The sequence below is a fragment of the Lacrimispora indolis DSM 755 genome (assembly GCF_000526995.1).
Taxonomy (GTDB): Bacteria; Bacillota; Clostridia; order Lachnospirales; family Lachnospiraceae; genus Lacrimispora; species Lacrimispora indolis.
Genome location: NZ_AZUI01000001.1, coordinates 4,167,231 through 4,184,423, shown reverse-complemented (window position 1 = coordinate 4,184,423; position 17,193 = coordinate 4,167,231). Strand labels below are relative to the sequence as shown.

The window sequence follows — 17,193 nt, the reverse complement described above, 5'->3', positions numbered from 1 at the left end:
TTGTTATTCAACCTTTCTATTCTTCCGTTTTCTTTTTGCCGGGTTAAAATACCACCACAAGTGCCATCTTAAACCGTTCTTCCCCATAAACTGCATGAGGCTTTTTAGCCGGCATGATAAGGGTCTCTCCTGCATTTAAGAGATATTCCTTTCCATCTACCGTGAATTTTCCGGTCCCTTCCAAAACAGTCACCATGGCATCTCCGTTGGATTCGTGGGTGCTGATCTCCTCCCCTTTATCAAAGGCAAACAGCGTAATGCTGAGAGCTTCATTCTGTGCAAGGGTTTTGCTGACGATCTGGCCTTCTTCTGCGTGAACCAGATCAGCCAATACTACGATCTCTTCATGATTTATATTTTTAATGAGTTTTTCTGACATTTGACTTCCTCCTTGTTTTTCTCTTGCTTTTATAAGCAGATTATAATATAATAATTACATCATTTCTGTTGTAATTACAACAAAACAAAAATAAATTAAAAGGAGAGAGGAAATGGAGGAATTTCTGCCCGTATTAAAAAAATCCAACCTGTTTTCCGGAGTCAGCTCAGAGGAAATAAACGCCATGTTAAAATGTCTGTCGGCACGGCTCAAGCATTATAAAAAAGAAGAGTTCATCATAAGAAGCGGAGACTATATCCGTTCTGTTGGAATGATGCTCTCTGGGACCGCACTCATTATACAGGAAGATTTCTGGGGGAAACGGACCATTATTTCCGAGGTTCTGCCCGGCACCATATTTGCGGAAACCTATGCCTGCATCCCCACTCTCCCCATTGAAATGAGCGTCATCTCAGATTCCGAATGTGATGTGCTGTTTCTGGACTTTAACAAGATCCTGCACGTGTGCACCTCTTCCTGTACCTTCCACACACGGCTGATACAAAACTTTTTATCCTCCATTGCAAGAAGGAACATGGTTCTCACAAAAAAAATGCAGCACATGTCCAAAAAGACCATCCGGGAAAAGCTCCTCTCCTACCTTTCCGCCGAATCCTTAAAAAGCAATTCCTCCACCTTTGATATCCCCTTTAACAGGCAGCAGCTGGCGGATTACCTGTCCATTGACCGCAGCGCCCTGTCCAATGAGCTGAGCAAATTACAGGAGGAAGGCATCTTAACTTATAAAAAGAACCGGTTCACATTAAAAGAAAACTTCCACCAAGGATAATCATTTATAAATGTTTTCCGAATTACAGGATGTGATTTTCCATAATAAAACAGCGGAATCCGGCATGATCATCTGCCGGATTCCGTTGTTTTATTCATAAAATGTTCCCATCCACAGAGATAGTAACAACCTCACATGGAATTTCTTTTCCGCTGTCCTCAAGGGCTCTTAAAGCCGCATGTTCCAATCCGCCGCAGCACGGTACCTCCATCCGGACTACCGTAATGCTTTGTATGGCGTTGCTCTTAATGATTTCCGTCAGCTTTTCACTGTAGTCTACCTGATCCAGCTTTGGACATCCTACTAGAACGATCTTTCCCTGCAGGAATTTCCCATGGAAATCTCCGTAAGCATAGGCGCTGCAGTCCGCTGCGATGAGTAAATCTGCCTGGTCAAAATAAGGTGCCTTCACAGGAACCAGCTTGATCTGTACCGGCCACTGTCTTAACTGGGACTTAACAGGCGCTTCAGCTGTCTTTTTTGTTTCGGCCATACGTTCAATTTCCATGACCCGGCTTCCCGGACAGCCGCCAAGGGCAACGTGTCCTTTTGCTCTGGCCTTCTTCTTATTCTGTTCCACTGCCTCTTCATCATAAGCGTCAGCCTCACGCTCTACGAATGTGATGGCTCCAGTCGGACATGTGGGAAGACAATCCCCTAATCCATCGCAGTAGTCGTCTCTGAGAAGCTCTGCTTTTCCATTGACCATTCCGATTGCCCCCTCATGGCATGCTGCTGCACAAAGACCGCATCCATTACAAGTTTCTTTATCTATCTGAATAATTCTACGAATCATTTTTAATACCCTCCTCCAATTTGCTTTCTGGAGCCATCATACTATGACCGTGGGATTCTGTCTGTTGTAATTACAACAAAATTTTTTAAAAATGTTTACCTCATGGTTTTTCACATATACTACCCTTCATAGGAGGTATTCCATGTTTCCAGATAAAATTTATTACGAACCTGAATCCCTTGAATATGAGCTGGGCCGCTATTTAAAAGAAAAATACAGCGATCTTCCATGGATTCCCATTGAAAGCCACAACAAAATAGACGAACTGCGCACCCGCCCCAACAAAGATTTTTCCGCCATGAAGCGGCATCTCATTATCGGCATCCGCAAAACACACAACTATGTCCCCAATCACAAGGTATCGGATTTTCTCGTTCCTTATACCTCATCCGGGTGCACCGCCATGTGCCACTACTGCTATCTGGTATGCAACTATAATAAATGCGCCTATTTAAGGCTGTTTGTAAACCGGGAAAAGATGCTGAAAAAAATCATGGATCACGGAGCCCGTTTTGAAAAGGATTATACCTACGAGATCGGAAGCAACAGTGATCTTGTTCTTGAAAATACCATAACCGGGAACCTGGCATGGACCATTGAGAATTTCAGCAGGAGCAAATATGGATTTCTCACATTTCCCACGAAATTCAATCAAGTTGAGCCTCTTCTGGGAATCAATCACGGCGGCCGGGTCATCATGCGGATGAGTGTCAACCCCCAGTCCATCATCACCCGTTTTGAACCGGGCACTTCCAACTTAAATGCCAGAATTACTGCCTTAAACAGTATGTGTGATGCCGGATACCGGGTGGGACTTTTAATCGCTCCCATCATCATCACCGAAGACTGGAAAGACCTTTATTCCCAGCTGATCACCACCCTTTCAGACAGGCTTTCCCAAAAGGTGAAAAAACAGGCTCTCATTGAAATCATCTTCATGACCTACAGCTTCGTTCAAAACGCCATCAATACGGAGGCATTCCCTCAGGCCGACCTCCTTTACAACAAAGAGCTAATGACCGGACGGGGAAAAGGAAAATACTGTTACAGGGATGATATAAGAAAAGACGGAGAACTGTTTTTAAGGCAGCAGATCGAAGAAAAGCTGAAAGAAATGACGATTTTATATGTAGTATAGGAAACGCCGCACCAATCCCTCCATGCTTTCATAACTTGTTTCACGTTCCGGGTATATCCTGCCGGGAATACCGGGAAGCTTAGATCCGGCATAGGGAGACCCAGGGACTGGTGCCGGCCGCTTCTTTGGCAGGATTTTTCTCTTGCCTGATTTTCATAATTGCTGCAATTCTTTAAAAAATAATAAGAGTATCCTATTATTTTTTGTCAATTCATGTCGAAGATATAAACGTTATACAGGGGCAGAAAAATGACTCAAACCAGTCTTAAAAAAGAAAGGAGGTTTCTCACTCTTACCGGCATAAAACCTTACTGCATACCATGCAGTATATTTTTTGACCCGCACGCTGGTAAAATTTTCCAACTTCTGCGCCGGGGGTTCATATTTTACTGATTATAAAATCAAAGGGAGTATAATGCAATATGAAGAACATGAAAAAGCTGAAGTTCAGCAATTTAAAACTTGCTGCAAAAACTTCCATTACTACGGGAATGATACTGGCAGCAAGCCTGACATTGCTGATTGCAATCTCCGCGGTACAGGCGGGCATAGCAGTTTCAAAAGCAATTAACGGGGAATTTTCCGGGATATCCGCACAGAACGGCCTTATGGTACAGGCCGTAATCAATGATGCTTCCGGAACTGCCAGGAATTTACAGGATTACTTAAACCGTGCATATAACGACAGGGAGGCCATGGGCGATTGGAAAAGCACGGACCGGAAGAGCAAGTTATACAATGCACAACTAAAGGAAATCAATTATGCAATCGAAAACTATATCTTAAATTCCGCCTGGTCTACCGTGGGCAATAATCCCGATATCTACGGGATCGGTGCATTTTTTGAACCTGGCAAATTCGATCCTGCTGTAAAGGATTATTCCCTCTATGTGGACAAGACGGCTGCCGAAAATAAAACGGCTGTATCTCTTGGTGCATACAGCGAGTATTCCTCACAGGATTATTACCGTGTTGCCAGGGAAACAAAGGCTTCCTATATTACCGATCCATATACCTACGAAGGCGTTATGATGAGTACCATTACCTACCCTATTATGAAGGGGGATGAGGTGATCGGAGTGATTCTGGCGGATATTAATGTATCAAACTTTTCCAAGATAAAAACTTCAGACGCCAAATATCCTACCATGTACGTTAATATTTACACGGAAGGAAACACCGTCGCCTTTGACAGCAAATCCAGCGACAACATCGGGAAAAATCTGGCAGAGATGATCCCTGCTTCAGAGTATGAAAAAATCAAGGCCTTACAGCAGGAAAAAACAGATTTCCATATAGATACAAAAAGATCCGACGGCACCATAGAAACCAGACATTATTACCCCATTACCTGCGGCTCACAAACCTGGTGGGCTTCCAGCAGTCTGGAAAGGAAGGATCTCACCAAGGATGTGACGGAAATCATCGCATTGATGATCCTTCTTGCAGTCCTTGCCCTGATCTTTATTAATGTGGTTGTCATGACTTTCTTAAAAAAGACCCTCCGTCCTATTGACGGCGTTGTTTCCTCTGCTGCCAGCATTGCATCCGGTGATCTGGATATCCAGATGGAAGTTAAATCCGGAGATGAAATCGGGATTTTGTCAAAAACCTTTATGGACATGGCAGAAAACTTAAATTTTATCATTCAGGATATCAGTGATGTTCTGGGAGAAATGAGCAGAGGCAACTTTAAAGCAATGACCAAAAGCGACGAACGGTACACAGGCGCATACCGGTATATCCTGGATGCCATGAGGAATATCCGCCTTACCTTAAGCGGAACCCTTTCAGACATCGACCAGGCCTCGGGCCAGGTTTCCATCGGCGCTTCCCAGGTATCCGATGCTTCCCAGTCTCTCAGTCAGGGAGCAGCCGAGCAGGCCTCTTCCATTGAAGAGCTGTCCTCAGCTATTACTGAAGTTACGGAGAGGGTGAAGGAAAACGCAGCCAATGCTTTGGAAGCAAATACCTTGTCCATGGAAGCGTGCGAAGGCATGCTGACAAGTGACCAGAAGATGAAAGACATGATTCTGGCAATGAATGAGATCGCAGACACCTCCGGGGAAATCAGCAAGATCATAAAAACCATAGACGACATTGCATTCCAGACCAATATCCTGGCCCTGAATGCGGCAGTAGAAGCTGCAAGAGCCGGTTCCGCCGGAAAGGGCTTTGCAGTCGTAGCTGATGAAGTCCGCAATCTGGCTGGCAAATCTGCGGAAGCTGCCCAGAACACCACCGTTCTCATTGAAAATGCCATCTCAGCCATTGGAAAGGGAACAAAAATCGCAGGCGAAACAGCAGAGGCGCTGCGGCTCGTGGTGGAAAAATCAAATATTTCTTCCGTGAGAGTTGCAGAAATCGCGGAAGCCTCGGCCGCCCAGTCTGATGCCCTGACCCAGATCACCACCGGCATTGACCAGATATCAGCCGTTGTACAGACCACCTCCGCAACATCGGAGGAAAGTGCGGCAACCTCGGAGGAGCTGTCCGCCCAGGCCTTTCATTTAAAGGCCCTTGTAGGAAAATTTCAGCTGATGGATATGCCTTCCGCCGCCAGCCAGCCGCCGGCTGCATATGAGGCTCCTGTTCAGGAAGAAGCTGATCATAAGTATTGATGCTCCAGGAGTCTCATCTCCTGCAAAACAGCTAAAAGGCTGCGGGGTTTTAAACTCCCGCAGCCTTTTCCTGTATTGCCATTCCTGTTTTAATAAAACGGAACATCCGAAGGGCCCCGCCATAATACAAATCTTCTGCATTTTCCAGGGCATTTTCCAGCTCCATGACCCCGTTGACCGTTGTCATAATGGAGCAGATCCCAAAGTCACAGATCTTCTCCGCTCCTTCTCCCATTGCTCCTACCAGAGCAACAGCCGGAATGTTCTTTCTTTTGCATCTCATTCCAATACCCTGCATCACCTTTCCAAAACAGGACTGCCAGTCTGTCCGGCCCTCTCCTGTCACAACCAGGGATACATCTTCTAAACGGGAATCAAAATCGATCAGATCAAGGACCGTTTCTATCCCTGATTTTAACTCTGCATGGAGAAACACCAGAAGAGCTGCTCCCAGACCCCCTGCTGCCCCGGAACCAGGCATCTGATCCGGATCAATTCCAAATTCCCGCAGGATCACATTCCGGTAATTTTCCATTCCCCTCTCCAGCTCATCGAGAACCTGGGGAGAACCTCCCTTCTGCTTTCCAAAGGTATAGGTGGCCCCGTCCTTTCCGCATAAGGGATTATTGACGTCACACATGGTGGTCAGCTTCACCTGATGAGCCCTGGGATGGAGGCCGGAAATATCGATATGAGCCACATGCTCTAAGTCCTTTCCCGTTCCTTCCAGTTCTCTTCCTTCTAAATCCAGGAATTTTACTCCCAAAGCCCTCATGCAGCCCATTCCGCCGTCATTGGTGGCGGAACCGCCGATTGCAATGGAAATGTCCGTAAATCCCCGGTCCAAAGCATCTTTTATCAGTTCTCCGGTCCCATAGGTTGTGGTGTTCCTTGGGTCCCTTAAATTTCTCGGGAGCAAAGGAAGCCCGGAAGCCGCCGCCATTTCAAGGACTGCCCGTTTCTCATCCAGCTTTCCATAATAAGCGTTTACAGGCTCTAAAAGCGGTCCGCAGACGGTGACCGGGATCTTTTCTCCCTGAATGGCTGCAATCACCGCATCCGTGGTTCCTTCTCCCCCGTCGGCTACAGGGATTCCGGTGCATTCCACCTTGCCGAACACTTCCGCTGCAGCCTTTTTAAGCAGTTCTATGGTCTGTTCACTGGAGAGAGTCCCCTTAAACGAGTCGGATGCAAACAGTAATTTCATATTCAAAGTCCCCCTTTTACCAGTGAATTTTCATTCTCTTTTCTCATTAATGCAGGATCAAAGACAGGATAAAGATTTCCAGAATTCCTGCAATCCCTAAAATCAACGTTGCCATTGTTTGGGTTTTATACCCTTTTTCCGGAGTCATGGCTCCAAAATTCGTTACCACCCAGAAATACGAATCATTTGCATGGGAGACTGTCATAGCGCCGGCGCCGATAGCCATACAGGCCAGAGTCACCCTGACAGGGCTTTCTAAACCCAGCATTGGAAGCAGAGGAGCCACTATGCCTGCTGTCGTGGTCAAAGCCACGGTAGAGGAACCCTGGGCACTCTTTAAGATCGCTGCCAAAAAGAATGGGAAGAAAATTCCCATGGTGCTTAATACAGAAGCATGATCCTTAATATAATTCACCATATCAGTGGAGGAAATCACCTTGCCCAGCACGCCGCCGGCAGCCGTTACAAACAAGATCGGCCCAACTGTCTTTAGCGTATCATTGGTAATTTCATAAAATTCCTCCATCTTACCAGCTCCTTTCAGCTGAAGAATACCGCATAAGGTACCTACTGCCAGAGCTATAATAGGAGTTCCTAAAAATTTAATGACATCAGCTCCAAAACCTCCCATGTTCGCCATGGCTGCAACAGATGAAAGAGCCATAAGAAGGATTGGGACAATGATTGGAGCAAGGGCGTTTAAGCCGCTGGGAAGTTTGCCGAATTCGGCTACAAGCTCCTCATAGGTTTTTTCGACCTCACCCATATCCGCTTCATCGTCAGACCGTACCTTTCCTCCGATGTATTTTGCGTAGAAAAATCCGGCAATCAGAGGGAAGATGGAACATAAGGCGCCCATTCCCATAACAAGAAGAAGGTTTTCCCCAATGCCAAGGGTAGAAGCTGCTGCAATGGGACCTGGTGTGGGCGGAATAAACACGTGGGAAATGTAGAGTCCTGAAGAAAGTCCCACTGTCATGGCTACGGATGACGCGGCAGTCCTGTTTACCAGGGCTTTACGGATGGGATTTAAAATTACGAACCCGGAATCGCAGAATACCGGGATGGATACTACCCAGCCCATCATCTCCATTGCAAGGACCGGATTGTTTTTCCCAACAAGGCGGATCACCATATCGGCCAGCTTAAGGGCTGCGCCTGTTTTCTCCAATATGGTTCCGATCAGTGCACCAAGGATGATAACGATACCGATGCTGGAGAATGTGCCGGAAAAGCCGGCTCCGATTACATTTGCAAGGCCGCTTACCTTAGTTCCGTCCTCTAATGTCTTATCAACCAGCGGTATCCCTGCAATGAGCCCCAGAAGCAGGGAAATACTCATGATGGCAATGAACGGGTGGATCTTAAACTTGGAAATGGCAACGATCATCAGGATGATTGCCAGCACAAAAACAAAAATTAATGGTAAACCTGTCATAAAATGACCCCCTTTTTAACATTTGCAATAGTTTCTGCTGTTTCATAGGTGTATCATAACACCATTGATTCAATACTTCTACAACCGTGAGTATCAATATGACCATTGATTTTTGTATCGCCGATACAAAACTAATGTTCTTTTCTTAAAAAAGTATAAAAAGCTTCCATGAAAAAACGGTCTGCCGAAGACTCCAGGGGATTGATGTTAAAAATATCTTTCACCTTATTATAACGGTACAAAAGCGTGTTCTTATGCACAAAAAGTTCCTTTGACGCTGTCACCAGATTATAATTTGTCTTTATGAGAACCCCGGCAATTTCCATAAATGTCTTTTTAAATTCATCGCTCAGCTCTTTTTCATAAACATTGAACATCCATTGCAGCTCATTTACCGGCACAATGGAACGGACATAATTTCCCGTATGATCATAAAAAAAGGCCGCAGAATCGGTATCCACATTTTCCTCCAGCCATTTGCAGTGCCGGTAAGCATTGTAATACTGGGTAAAGTTCTCCTGAAAGGAACCGATGTAAAATTTACAATTCTTCTCCTGTTCCCGAAGCCATTTTAAAGCTGTGCTTAAATATTCCGCAATAATGTATTTGTAATCTGCAAATACCTTACGTGTCTGCTCCGGCATGGTTTTAAATACAAGGATATGACTGCTGTCCAGGATAATGCTGATATCCTCCGTCCCGTGCCTTGGACTCTTTTTGATCATGTCAAGAAACGGCTCCGGCCTGATGTCATTAAGCCGGCACAGGATGGGGATCCTGATGATGTTTTCCGAATAATTGAGCTGCTTTGCAACGTTCCGAAGCTCTCCCGGATCCGGATATTCCACATGGATCAGAAGGTTTGTAAAATGCTCCTTCCGGTTTCTCCTTCGCCTCAGCTCTTCCTGCTGCTTCTCGTATTTCAGCATGGCTTCAATGGCCATTTTGGTGATCAGGGCAACGGGTTTTATCTCTCCCGGATCACCGGTGATCCCTACCACTCCCTCCCTTCTGCCGTCAATATTAATGACCATATTGATCCCAGGCTTTACACCGGGATAATCCTCCTCCGTAGAGGTGACCACCATGTCTTCGCTTCCGGTCACAATATAATAGGCTACTTCATGAAAGGAGCCCACCCGTTTCGGATCCCTGCTGGCAATAATGACCCCCTGCTCATTCATGATGTTGATATTGTATTCTGTATATTGTGTAACCTGTTCAATGAATTTTTTTGCCAGTTCTGTTTCTATCATCTGCAGCCTCCCAAAGCTTATACTTTATCTTATGTTTTTTCAGCATTTTAAGAAACAGCTTACCATATTTTGACTTTTGCTTCAATAGCAGCGGTTCTTACCCTGACGGCTGCAGCCCCTAAATAACTGTTTTACTTTTTTTAAGATTTATGGTAAATTATCTTTTAATAAAATGTATTCAGGTTTTTTATTACTATGGTTGAAAAAGGAGATTTTTATGCTGGAAGAAGATTATATCATGCGGGTGATTCATGAAATGGTAATGACTTTGCTAAAACTGGTTTTTCACATTGATTTAGGAAAAAACGATGAATTGAATTTTAGGAATCAGGAAACAGGATCAGCATACGGTGAACTTTTGGATCTCATTGAGGATGGGAAGATCAATGAAGCAGAAAATCAATTATTGGATGATCTGGATTCACAGGATATGGAGCATTACAAAATGGCACTCATGTTTTATGAGCACTTAAATCAAAAAAATTCCAAATTTCTTGAAGAATGCGGTTTTTCCAAGATTGAAATCGTTGATGGATTAAAATACGTATCATCAATTTATGGCTATGATGCCATGGCGGAGGCGCTTCTTGGAAGAGGTTCTGAATGAGAAATCATAATTGCATCAAAAAAGGGAAGGCATCTTCATCTGAAGACACCTTCCCTTTGACAATCGGATATTCCCAATCCGCTTTGCTGCCTGCTCACAGCGTGCCCCGCTTCACCGGGCATAACCTCATAGCTGCAGGCATTACTCTGACATATGGGCGTTTAACTTATCAAGCAGCGTCTCTACCGGAACGCCATGTACCATGCAGGCCTCTTCCAGGGTTTCTCCCGCAGATGCCGGGCAGCCCAGGCAATGCATTCCCATTTCAAAGAAGAAGGGAGCAGTGGTTTGATCCGCTTGTAAAACCTCACCAATTAAAGTATCCTTTGTTACTGAAAGTTTCATTTAAATTACCTCTTTTCTTTCCATATTTTTGTGTGGTGTGATGGATCCTTCGGAAAATAAGCCGTTCCCTCCCTTTTGGAGAAATACGTGTTCAATTCTTGGAAGGAAAATCCCCAAAGACTCTTTTAACACATCCTCTACAGTTTCTACCGGTATAATGGTAAGCTGATTCTTCACTTCTTCCGGTACATCCTTTAAATCACTTACATTATCTTTTGGAATCAAAACCCTGGTTATTCCCGCCCTTTGGGCACCCAGAAGCTTTTCTTTTAAACCTCCGATGGGAAGAACCGCTCCCCGCAGGGTGATTTCTCCTGTCATGGCAAGCCTGGAGTCCACCTTATTGCCCGTTACCAGAGAGGCCAGGGCAGTAAATAATGCTATACCGGCTGACGGGCCATCCTTTGGAACCGCTCCTGAGGGAACGTGAATATGAAGGTCTCTCTCTTTAAAATTAAAAGCATTTAAAGGCAGTCTGGACTTTAACAGACTTAAAGAAATCTTAGCTGATTCCTTCATCACATCTCCCAGCTTTCCGGTCAATGTCACCGCTCCGCTTCCCGGCATATCGGTTGCTTCTATGAAGAGGATCTCTCCTCCTACCGGAGTCCAGGCCAGCCCTGTGACAACTCCCGGAGGATTGTCCGGCTGAGCCTTGTCATGGCGGGAAACCTGCCTTCCAAGGAATTCCTCCAAATCTTCTGCCTTGATTTCAAAAGGCAGCTCCACTTTCTTTGATACGATCTTTTCTGTTGTGATTCTGGCCAGGCCGGACAACTGCTTTTTCAGCCCCCGGACTCCGGCTTCCAGCGTATAGTCGCTGATGATCTTCTGCAATACCTCATCTTCCATCACCAGCTGCTCCGGATTTAACCCGTGCTCTTTTAAAACTGCCGGAATCAGATGATTCTTTCCAATATGGAATTTTTCATCCATGGTATAGCTGGATATCTGGATGACCTCCATTCTGTCTAACAGCGGGCCTGGGATGCTTTCTAAGGAATTGGCTGTTGCCACAAAGAAGACATCAGATAAATCATAAGGAAGATCCAGATAATGATCCGTAAAGCTGTTGTTCTGTTCCGGATCCAGAACTTCCAAAAGAGCGCTGGCAGGATCTCCGCTGAAGCCGCCGGACATAATCTTATCCACTTCATCAAGCACCATAACAGGATTGGTCTTTCCCGCCTTCCGGATGTTTTGAATGATCCTTCCCGGCATGGCTCCCACATAGGTCCTCCTGTGGCCTCTGATCTCTGATTCATCCCGGATACCGCCCAGACTTAAACGGATATACTTTCTGCCAAGGGCTTCTGCAATGCTTTTTCCAAGGCTTGTTTTGCCGGTTCCAGGCGGGCCCACAAGGAGCAGAATGGAACCTTTTTTATCTTTGTTTAACTGCATGACCGCCAGATGCTGAATGATCCTGTCCTTTACCTTCTTAAGCCCGTAATGCTGTTCATCCAGAATCCTTCTTGCCTCATCAAGATCAATGTCCTTTTCTTCCTCCTTTTTCCAGGGGAGCTGAACCAGGAGATCCAGATAATTGCGGATCACATTGTAATCCAGTTTGTTAGGCCCCTGATCTTCCAGTTTTTCCAGTTCTTCAAGAGCAGCTTCTTTTATCTCAGGCGGCATTCCTGCCTCTTCGATCCTGCTTAAATAATCCGTTTCCTTTTTCCCGGTTTCCTCTTTGCCTTCATTCAGCTCTTCCTGAATGGCCTTTAACTGTTCCCTGAGCACGGACTCCCTGTAATACTTATTGGCTTTCTCAGAGAATTTCTCGGAAATCTGCATCTGCAATTCTATCATTTCCTTTTGCTTCAGCAAATAATCCAGAAAACGGAGGCTTCTGTCTTTTAAGGACTGCATTTCCAGCAATTCGTATTTTTCCTCATTTGGTATCTGAAGAAACTGAGACAAATATACAATAATGGAATTTAAGTCCGTAAACTCATTGACAACTCTCTGGTACTGCTCTCCCCCTGAAAATTTGGCGCTTATCTCGCTGGTAACGTTCTTGATGTAACCGAGCATTTCTTCCCGGCTCTTTTCATTTAGATCCTCATGATCAGGACTGAGCTCATATTGGGCATATATGATGCCGTTCTCTATCTGCAGCTCTTTTATATTGACCCGGTCTTTAAACTTGACGGAAAGCAGAATTCCCTTTTCCGACTGATCCAGCCCCGTGACCTCAAAGATCACACCTGTTCTGTAAAAATCCTCTTCCTTCTTCGGGTTTTTACCAAAATTCTGTTTCTGGGGCAAAGCTATTTTTACAGCATCTTCGTCTTCTAAATATTTCATCTGTGCTTCGCCAAGCGCTTCCAAACGAACCGTGGTCAGGACGTCCGGCAATAAAACCTTATTGGATATTGGGAAAACGATTCCTATGTGATCATTATAATTATTTATCATAGTTTTATCCTTTCTGTGCGTAGTCCTTAAGTGAATGTTCATTTAATATAGTATCTTTTTTTGCGAGATTCTTTTGTAGAATGGTTTCACAAAATAATCCCGCTTATAAATTTACCGCAGTATCGCATTCTGTATGATCTGGATCATCTCCTGCAGCAAATCCTCTTTTTGTGCTTCGTTCTTGCGATTATCAACGGCAATCGCTTTTACCGGCTGAAAAATAATAGCCAGCAGATTATCTTCTTTGTAATTCTTTATGAGGTTGCTCCTCTTCATCTCCGACATCAGGCTGTAAATATTACAAATGCCCTTTTTCCCGGAGCAGTTATTGGCTAATGAAGGGCAATTGGAAAATTGCTCCACAAAGCTGAAGATTTCCTGGTTCTCCAATATATAGTTATAGTAGCTTCGGATGAGCACCTCGATCTGCTGCCGTCCCTCCATATCCCGTCTTACGCTGTCTAATATATAATCATAGATTTCTTCCGAGTATTCCAGGTAAATATCGTGCAGCATATCTTCTTTGTTCTCAAAGTAGATATAAACCGTAGCCGGCGAAACCCCTGCCATCTTTGCGATTTTAGAGACAGAAGTGCCATGGAAGCCCTCCTGCAGGATCAGCTTGATTACTGCTTCTTTAATGCTTCTCACCTTTTCGTCGTCTTTTTTTCTCATGCCATCACCTCTATGTCTCTATAATAAATGATCATTCACTTATTGTCAACTATTTTTTGACCTGATCCGTTTTTCTTTTAAAATTCTTCTGGCTGAACCCATACATAAATTTATAATAGCTTTTCCTTGGGATCAGACCTAAAAAGCGGGTGAGCATCCTAGTATGTAATCCCGGAATGCTGATGACTCTCCCCTTCTCTAAATCCTTTAACGAAAGATTCACCACTTCTTCCGGTGACATCCATTTGACCGGACCTCTGTCCACCTGCCGCCCTTTTTCCATTCCCATCTTCTCATGAAAATCCGTATGCGTTAATCCTGGGCAGACAGCCATCACCTTTACCCCTGTTCCCATAAGATCCATATGCAGTCCTTCTGTGAAAGTCTTTAAAAAAGCCTTAACTCCGGAATAAATGGCATTACCAGGTACGATCATAAAAACACCTTCAGAGGATATATTGATGATGGTTCCGCTGCCTCGTTCCACCATTCCCGGCAATACTGTATGGATCAGTTTCATCGGAGCCGCCACATTTACGTTTGCAAGAGCCTCCATCACTGCCGGATCAGACCGCTGATAAAGTCCGGTTGCTCCAAATCCGGCATTATTGACAAGAATCTCTATCTTCTTTCCTTTTATGGATTCCATGACCTTGCTAACGCCTTCCGCCTCAGAAAGCTCCGACAGGATCACCTCTACTCTTACATAGTATTTTTCCCTGATCCCGGCCGCAACGCTCTCGATTGTTTCCTTCCGTCTCCCCGTTATGACAAGATCATATCCCAGTTCCCCGAACTTATGGGCATAAGCCGCTCCGATACCGCTGGTTGCACCTGTTATCACCGTTGTTTTATTCTCCATCCTTGTTGACCTCCCTTCCAGTCCTGTTTACATTCTTTGCTAAAATCTCCAGAAGGCGGACCAGATCCCTGCGCTCAGCAGAGGTTTCATAAGATCCCAATACTTTTTCCCATAAGACCTTCTCTCTCCCCCGGTGTTCCCGCTGGACCTCTCTGCCCTCTTCCGTCAGTTCCAGTCCAAATGACCGCCGGTCCCTTTTGCTGATTATCCGTATCAGCAGGCCCCGCTTTTCCAATCGGTCAACAGCGCTGGTGAGCGTACTTCCCGGTATGCCCAATATTTCTGCAATCTCCTTCAGGATGACATCAGGATTCCGTTCAATGATGCTGAGTATGCTGATCTCAATGGTTGACACGCCCTCCAGTTGATCCTTCCATAGCTCTTCATTTGTCTTTTGCATGGAAAAGATAAGCTCATGCCAAACCTTGTCTATGCCCTTTATTTCTTCCTCGGTTATCTGGTCCTTCATGCGGCCGCTCCTTTTATTACGATTTTCGTACTATACTATATCAATAATATATTTCTCTTCGTAATAAATGTCAATCAAAAGTCAGGAGAAATATAGAAAGCCGCTGTTCTCCTGAATAATGGTCAGGAAAACAGCGGCCTTGTTCAAATTTTTTCTCTGCTTCTATTATAACACTCCCCTTGTCATGGAAGCAGACCGGGAAACCAGCTTATGCAGCCACTTTCTTTAGCTCTTCCAGATAAGCATTTAAAGCCTTCATGCCTCCATGCTGGTATTGCCTTATAAATTCAGTGCCTATTATGGCGCCGTCAGCACCATGTTTCATCACTTCACTTACATCCCCGGCAGTTTTTATGCCAAAGCCTACGTAAGCCGGTATTTTTGAAACTGATTTCACTATCTTTACAACTTCCACATATTCCTCAGGAAGTTTCTGAAAGGAACCTGTCTTTCCTTCCCCTGAAACAACATAGGCAAACAGTTCATTATGCTTCAAAGCCCTTGCTATGCCCTCACGGTCAAGAGACTGACCTAAAACAGCGATCTGATTGTGGAAGGACCCTGGTTGATATTCCTCATCAACACATATGAAACCATCGTATAGATTCTTCGGTACATGGGAAAGGCAAAAATGCTCAACGCCTTCCTTATAAGTCATTAATACCACTTTAAAGGCAAAACGCCTGCGGATCTCCTCCAGGGTATGTATCATCTCCCCTTTTGTTAAGCCCTTCTCCAAAACCTCCTCGTGGGTCTGCCGGATCACCCCTCCATCTACGTAAGGATCGGAGACAGGGATACCGATTTCAACGTAACCGGCTTTTTCCTTATCCAATAACTCCAGAATCCGGAAAAAGGTTTCCTTATCCGGATAATGCAGCGTAAGGTAAAACACCAGATTCTTCATCAGACGCCTCCAAACAGCTTGAGGATCCAGCCTAAAATGGGACCGTAGAAGGAATAATCCGTCTCGCTTAAAATACGCATAATAGGCGCATAGGTCCCGATCATTGGAAGAAGCAGGGCCTGTCCGAAAATCAGGATGAGTCCGTTTACAAAGGAGCCGATGATGGCGCCCCTGCGCCCGCCGTGAGCATTTCCGAAAATAGCTGTTACTGCTCCGGTGAAAAAGGTGGGGATCAGGGCCGGAAATACTACAACCGGATAATTCACAAATCCCAGGATCATCATACCAATCAGTCCGGCAATCAAGCTGCTTAAAAAGCCCAGTATCACGGAATTGGGATAATTTGGGAAAAGCAGAGGGATATCCAGCCCAGGTACGGAGTTGGGTATGATCTTATTGGCAATGCCATGGAATGCGGAAATGATCTCAGAAAGCATCATTCTTACACCTGTTATAATAACCGTGATCCACATACCAAAGGACAATCCCCTTAAAAAGCTGAACACAACGATATCCTGTCCGCCTGTTATGTTTTCACGCACCCAGGCCGGTCCGGAAATAATGCTTAAGATCAAAAAGAGAATCGTCATTACAATGGTCAGAGAAATGGTCATCTCCCTTAAGAAATTAAGCTTCTTTGGAACATTTATATTTTCAAGATCATTTTCCTTATTTCCGAAGGTTTTCGCAAGCAAAGAGGAAACCAGTATTCCAAAGGAACTGGAATGGGCAAGGGTGAATCCCTCTCCTCCTTTTACTTCTTTCATAAACACCGCCACATAGGCGCAGGAAAAGGTCATATAAAAGCCTAATAAAAGAGAACCAGTTATCACCAATGGCATGAAAGCCAGGTTTGTTCCGAATTTTAACAATGCCGCAATTAATCCTGCATAAAAGAAGGATACGTGAGCCGACAAATGTACATATTTAAAACGCGTAAATCTTGCAAGCAAAAGATTTACAAGAAAGCCCAGTGCAAAGATCAGCGCCATTTCCGTGCCGATCCCGGAAAGACTTTCGCTTTGGGCTGCTCCGATATCCACAGATACAGCCGGCATACGGAATATTTTGGAGATCATTCCCTGCAAAGGCAGCAGGGACATACCAAGAGTCTGCCCTCCTACGTTGATCATGGTAAAGCCGATCATGGTCTTGATCACACTGGGAAGGATCTGGTCCCAGGTTTTCTTCTGAGCCACCATACCGGCGATCACAACGATTCCTATAATGAAAACAGCCTGGCTGAAAACATTATTAATCAAATACATTACTACTCCCATTT

16 protein-coding genes are annotated in these 17,193 nt (G+C 44.9%); 4 read left to right on the top strand and 12 right to left on the bottom strand.

Features of this window, described 5'->3' with window-relative positions:
- Positions 1-43: 43 nt before the first annotated feature.
- Positions 44-379, bottom strand: coding sequence for a cupin domain-containing protein (locus K401_RS0120080; protein ID WP_024294638.1), 336 nt, complete (start codon positions 377-379; stop codon positions 44-46).
- Positions 380-491: 112 nt separating this feature from the next.
- On the opposite strand from K401_RS0120080, the gene K401_RS0120075 reads away from it, so the two are divergent.
- Positions 492-1,169, top strand: coding sequence for a Crp/Fnr family transcriptional regulator (locus K401_RS0120075; protein ID WP_024294637.1), 678 nt, complete (start codon positions 492-494; stop codon positions 1,167-1,169).
- A 94-nt stretch (positions 1,170-1,263) separates the two neighbouring features.
- Here K401_RS0120075 and K401_RS0120065 read toward each other — a convergent pair whose 3' ends face one another.
- Positions 1,264-1,965, bottom strand: coding sequence for an ATP-binding protein (locus K401_RS0120065; RefSeq protein WP_024294636.1), 702 nt, complete (start codon positions 1,963-1,965; stop codon positions 1,264-1,266).
- Between the two features lie 142 nt (positions 1,966-2,107).
- Here K401_RS0120065 and K401_RS0120060 point away from each other — a divergent pair, with 142 nt between their 5' ends.
- Both K401_RS0120060 and K401_RS0120055 read left to right on the top strand, forming a co-directional pair.
- Complete coding sequence (locus K401_RS0120060) at positions 2,108-3,103, top strand: SPL family radical SAM protein (RefSeq protein ID WP_024294635.1); 996 nt, start codon at positions 2,108-2,110, stop codon at positions 3,101-3,103.
- Between the two features lie 422 nt (positions 3,104-3,525).
- Positions 3,526-5,724, top strand: a complete 2,199-nt coding sequence (locus K401_RS0120055) for a methyl-accepting chemotaxis protein (RefSeq protein ID WP_024294634.1) — start codon at positions 3,526-3,528, stop codon at positions 5,722-5,724.
- Between the two features lie 49 nt (positions 5,725-5,773).
- Here K401_RS0120055 and K401_RS0120050 read toward each other — a convergent pair whose 3' ends face one another.
- The 3 genes from K401_RS0120050 to K401_RS0120040 form a co-directional block, all read right to left on the bottom strand.
- Entirely contained in the window at positions 5,774-6,931 is a 1,158-nt protein-coding gene (locus K401_RS0120050) for a glycerate kinase family protein (protein WP_024294633.1), read from the bottom strand.
- Between the two features lie 46 nt (positions 6,932-6,977).
- Positions 6,978-8,369, bottom strand: coding sequence for a GntP family permease (locus tag K401_RS0120045; RefSeq protein ID WP_024294632.1), 1,392 nt, complete (start codon positions 8,367-8,369; stop codon positions 6,978-6,980).
- Between the two features lie 131 nt (positions 8,370-8,500).
- Positions 8,501-9,625: a CdaR family transcriptional regulator gene (locus K401_RS0120040; RefSeq protein WP_024294631.1), complete on the bottom strand. Its 1,125-nt coding sequence runs from the start codon at positions 9,623-9,625 to the stop codon at positions 8,501-8,503.
- Positions 9,626-9,842: 217 nt separating this feature from the next.
- On the opposite strand from K401_RS0120040, the gene K401_RS0120035 reads away from it, so the two are divergent.
- Positions 9,843-10,232 carry a DUF6483 family protein gene (locus K401_RS0120035; RefSeq protein WP_024294630.1) on the top strand — a complete coding sequence of 130 codons (390 nt, stop codon included), beginning with the start codon at positions 9,843-9,845 and terminating at the stop codon, positions 10,230-10,232.
- 141 nt (positions 10,233-10,373) lie between these two features.
- Here K401_RS0120035 and K401_RS0120030 read toward each other — a convergent pair whose 3' ends face one another.
- The 7 genes from K401_RS0120030 to ulaA form a co-directional block, all read right to left on the bottom strand.
- Entirely contained in the window at positions 10,374-10,577 is a 204-nt protein-coding gene (locus tag K401_RS0120030; RefSeq protein ID WP_024294629.1) for a DUF1858 domain-containing protein, read from the bottom strand.
- Positions 10,578-12,998: an endopeptidase La gene (gene lon / locus K401_RS0120025; protein ID WP_024294628.1), complete on the bottom strand. Its 2,421-nt coding sequence runs from the start codon at positions 12,996-12,998 to the stop codon at positions 10,578-10,580.
- A gap of 111 nt (positions 12,999-13,109) precedes the next feature.
- On the bottom strand, positions 13,110-13,673 hold the full coding sequence (locus K401_RS0120020; RefSeq protein ID WP_024294627.1) for a TetR/AcrR family transcriptional regulator: 564 nt from the start codon (positions 13,671-13,673) through the stop codon (positions 13,110-13,112).
- A gap of 49 nt (positions 13,674-13,722) precedes the next feature.
- The gene (locus tag K401_RS0120015) at positions 13,723-14,535 is read right to left on the bottom strand and encodes an SDR family NAD(P)-dependent oxidoreductase (protein WP_024294626.1); all 813 of its coding nucleotides are present in this window, start codon (positions 14,533-14,535) and stop codon (positions 13,723-13,725) included.
- Positions 14,525-15,004 carry a MarR family winged helix-turn-helix transcriptional regulator gene (locus K401_RS0120010; RefSeq protein ID WP_024294625.1) on the bottom strand — a complete coding sequence of 160 codons (480 nt, stop codon included), beginning with the start codon at positions 15,002-15,004 and terminating at the stop codon, positions 14,525-14,527. The genes K401_RS0120015 and K401_RS0120010 overlap by 11 nt, the downstream gene beginning before the upstream one ends.
- A 208-nt stretch (positions 15,005-15,212) precedes the next feature.
- On the bottom strand, positions 15,213-15,911 hold the full coding sequence (gene trpA, locus K401_RS0120000) for a tryptophan synthase subunit alpha (RefSeq protein WP_024294624.1): 699 nt from the start codon (positions 15,909-15,911) through the stop codon (positions 15,213-15,215).
- A complete protein-coding gene (gene ulaA, locus K401_RS0119995) occupies positions 15,911-17,191 on the bottom strand; it encodes a PTS ascorbate transporter subunit IIC (RefSeq protein ID WP_024294623.1) in 1,281 nt (426 codons plus the stop codon). Before ulaA ends, trpA begins: the two co-directional genes overlap by 1 nt.
- Between the last annotated feature and the right edge of the window lie 2 nt (positions 17,192-17,193).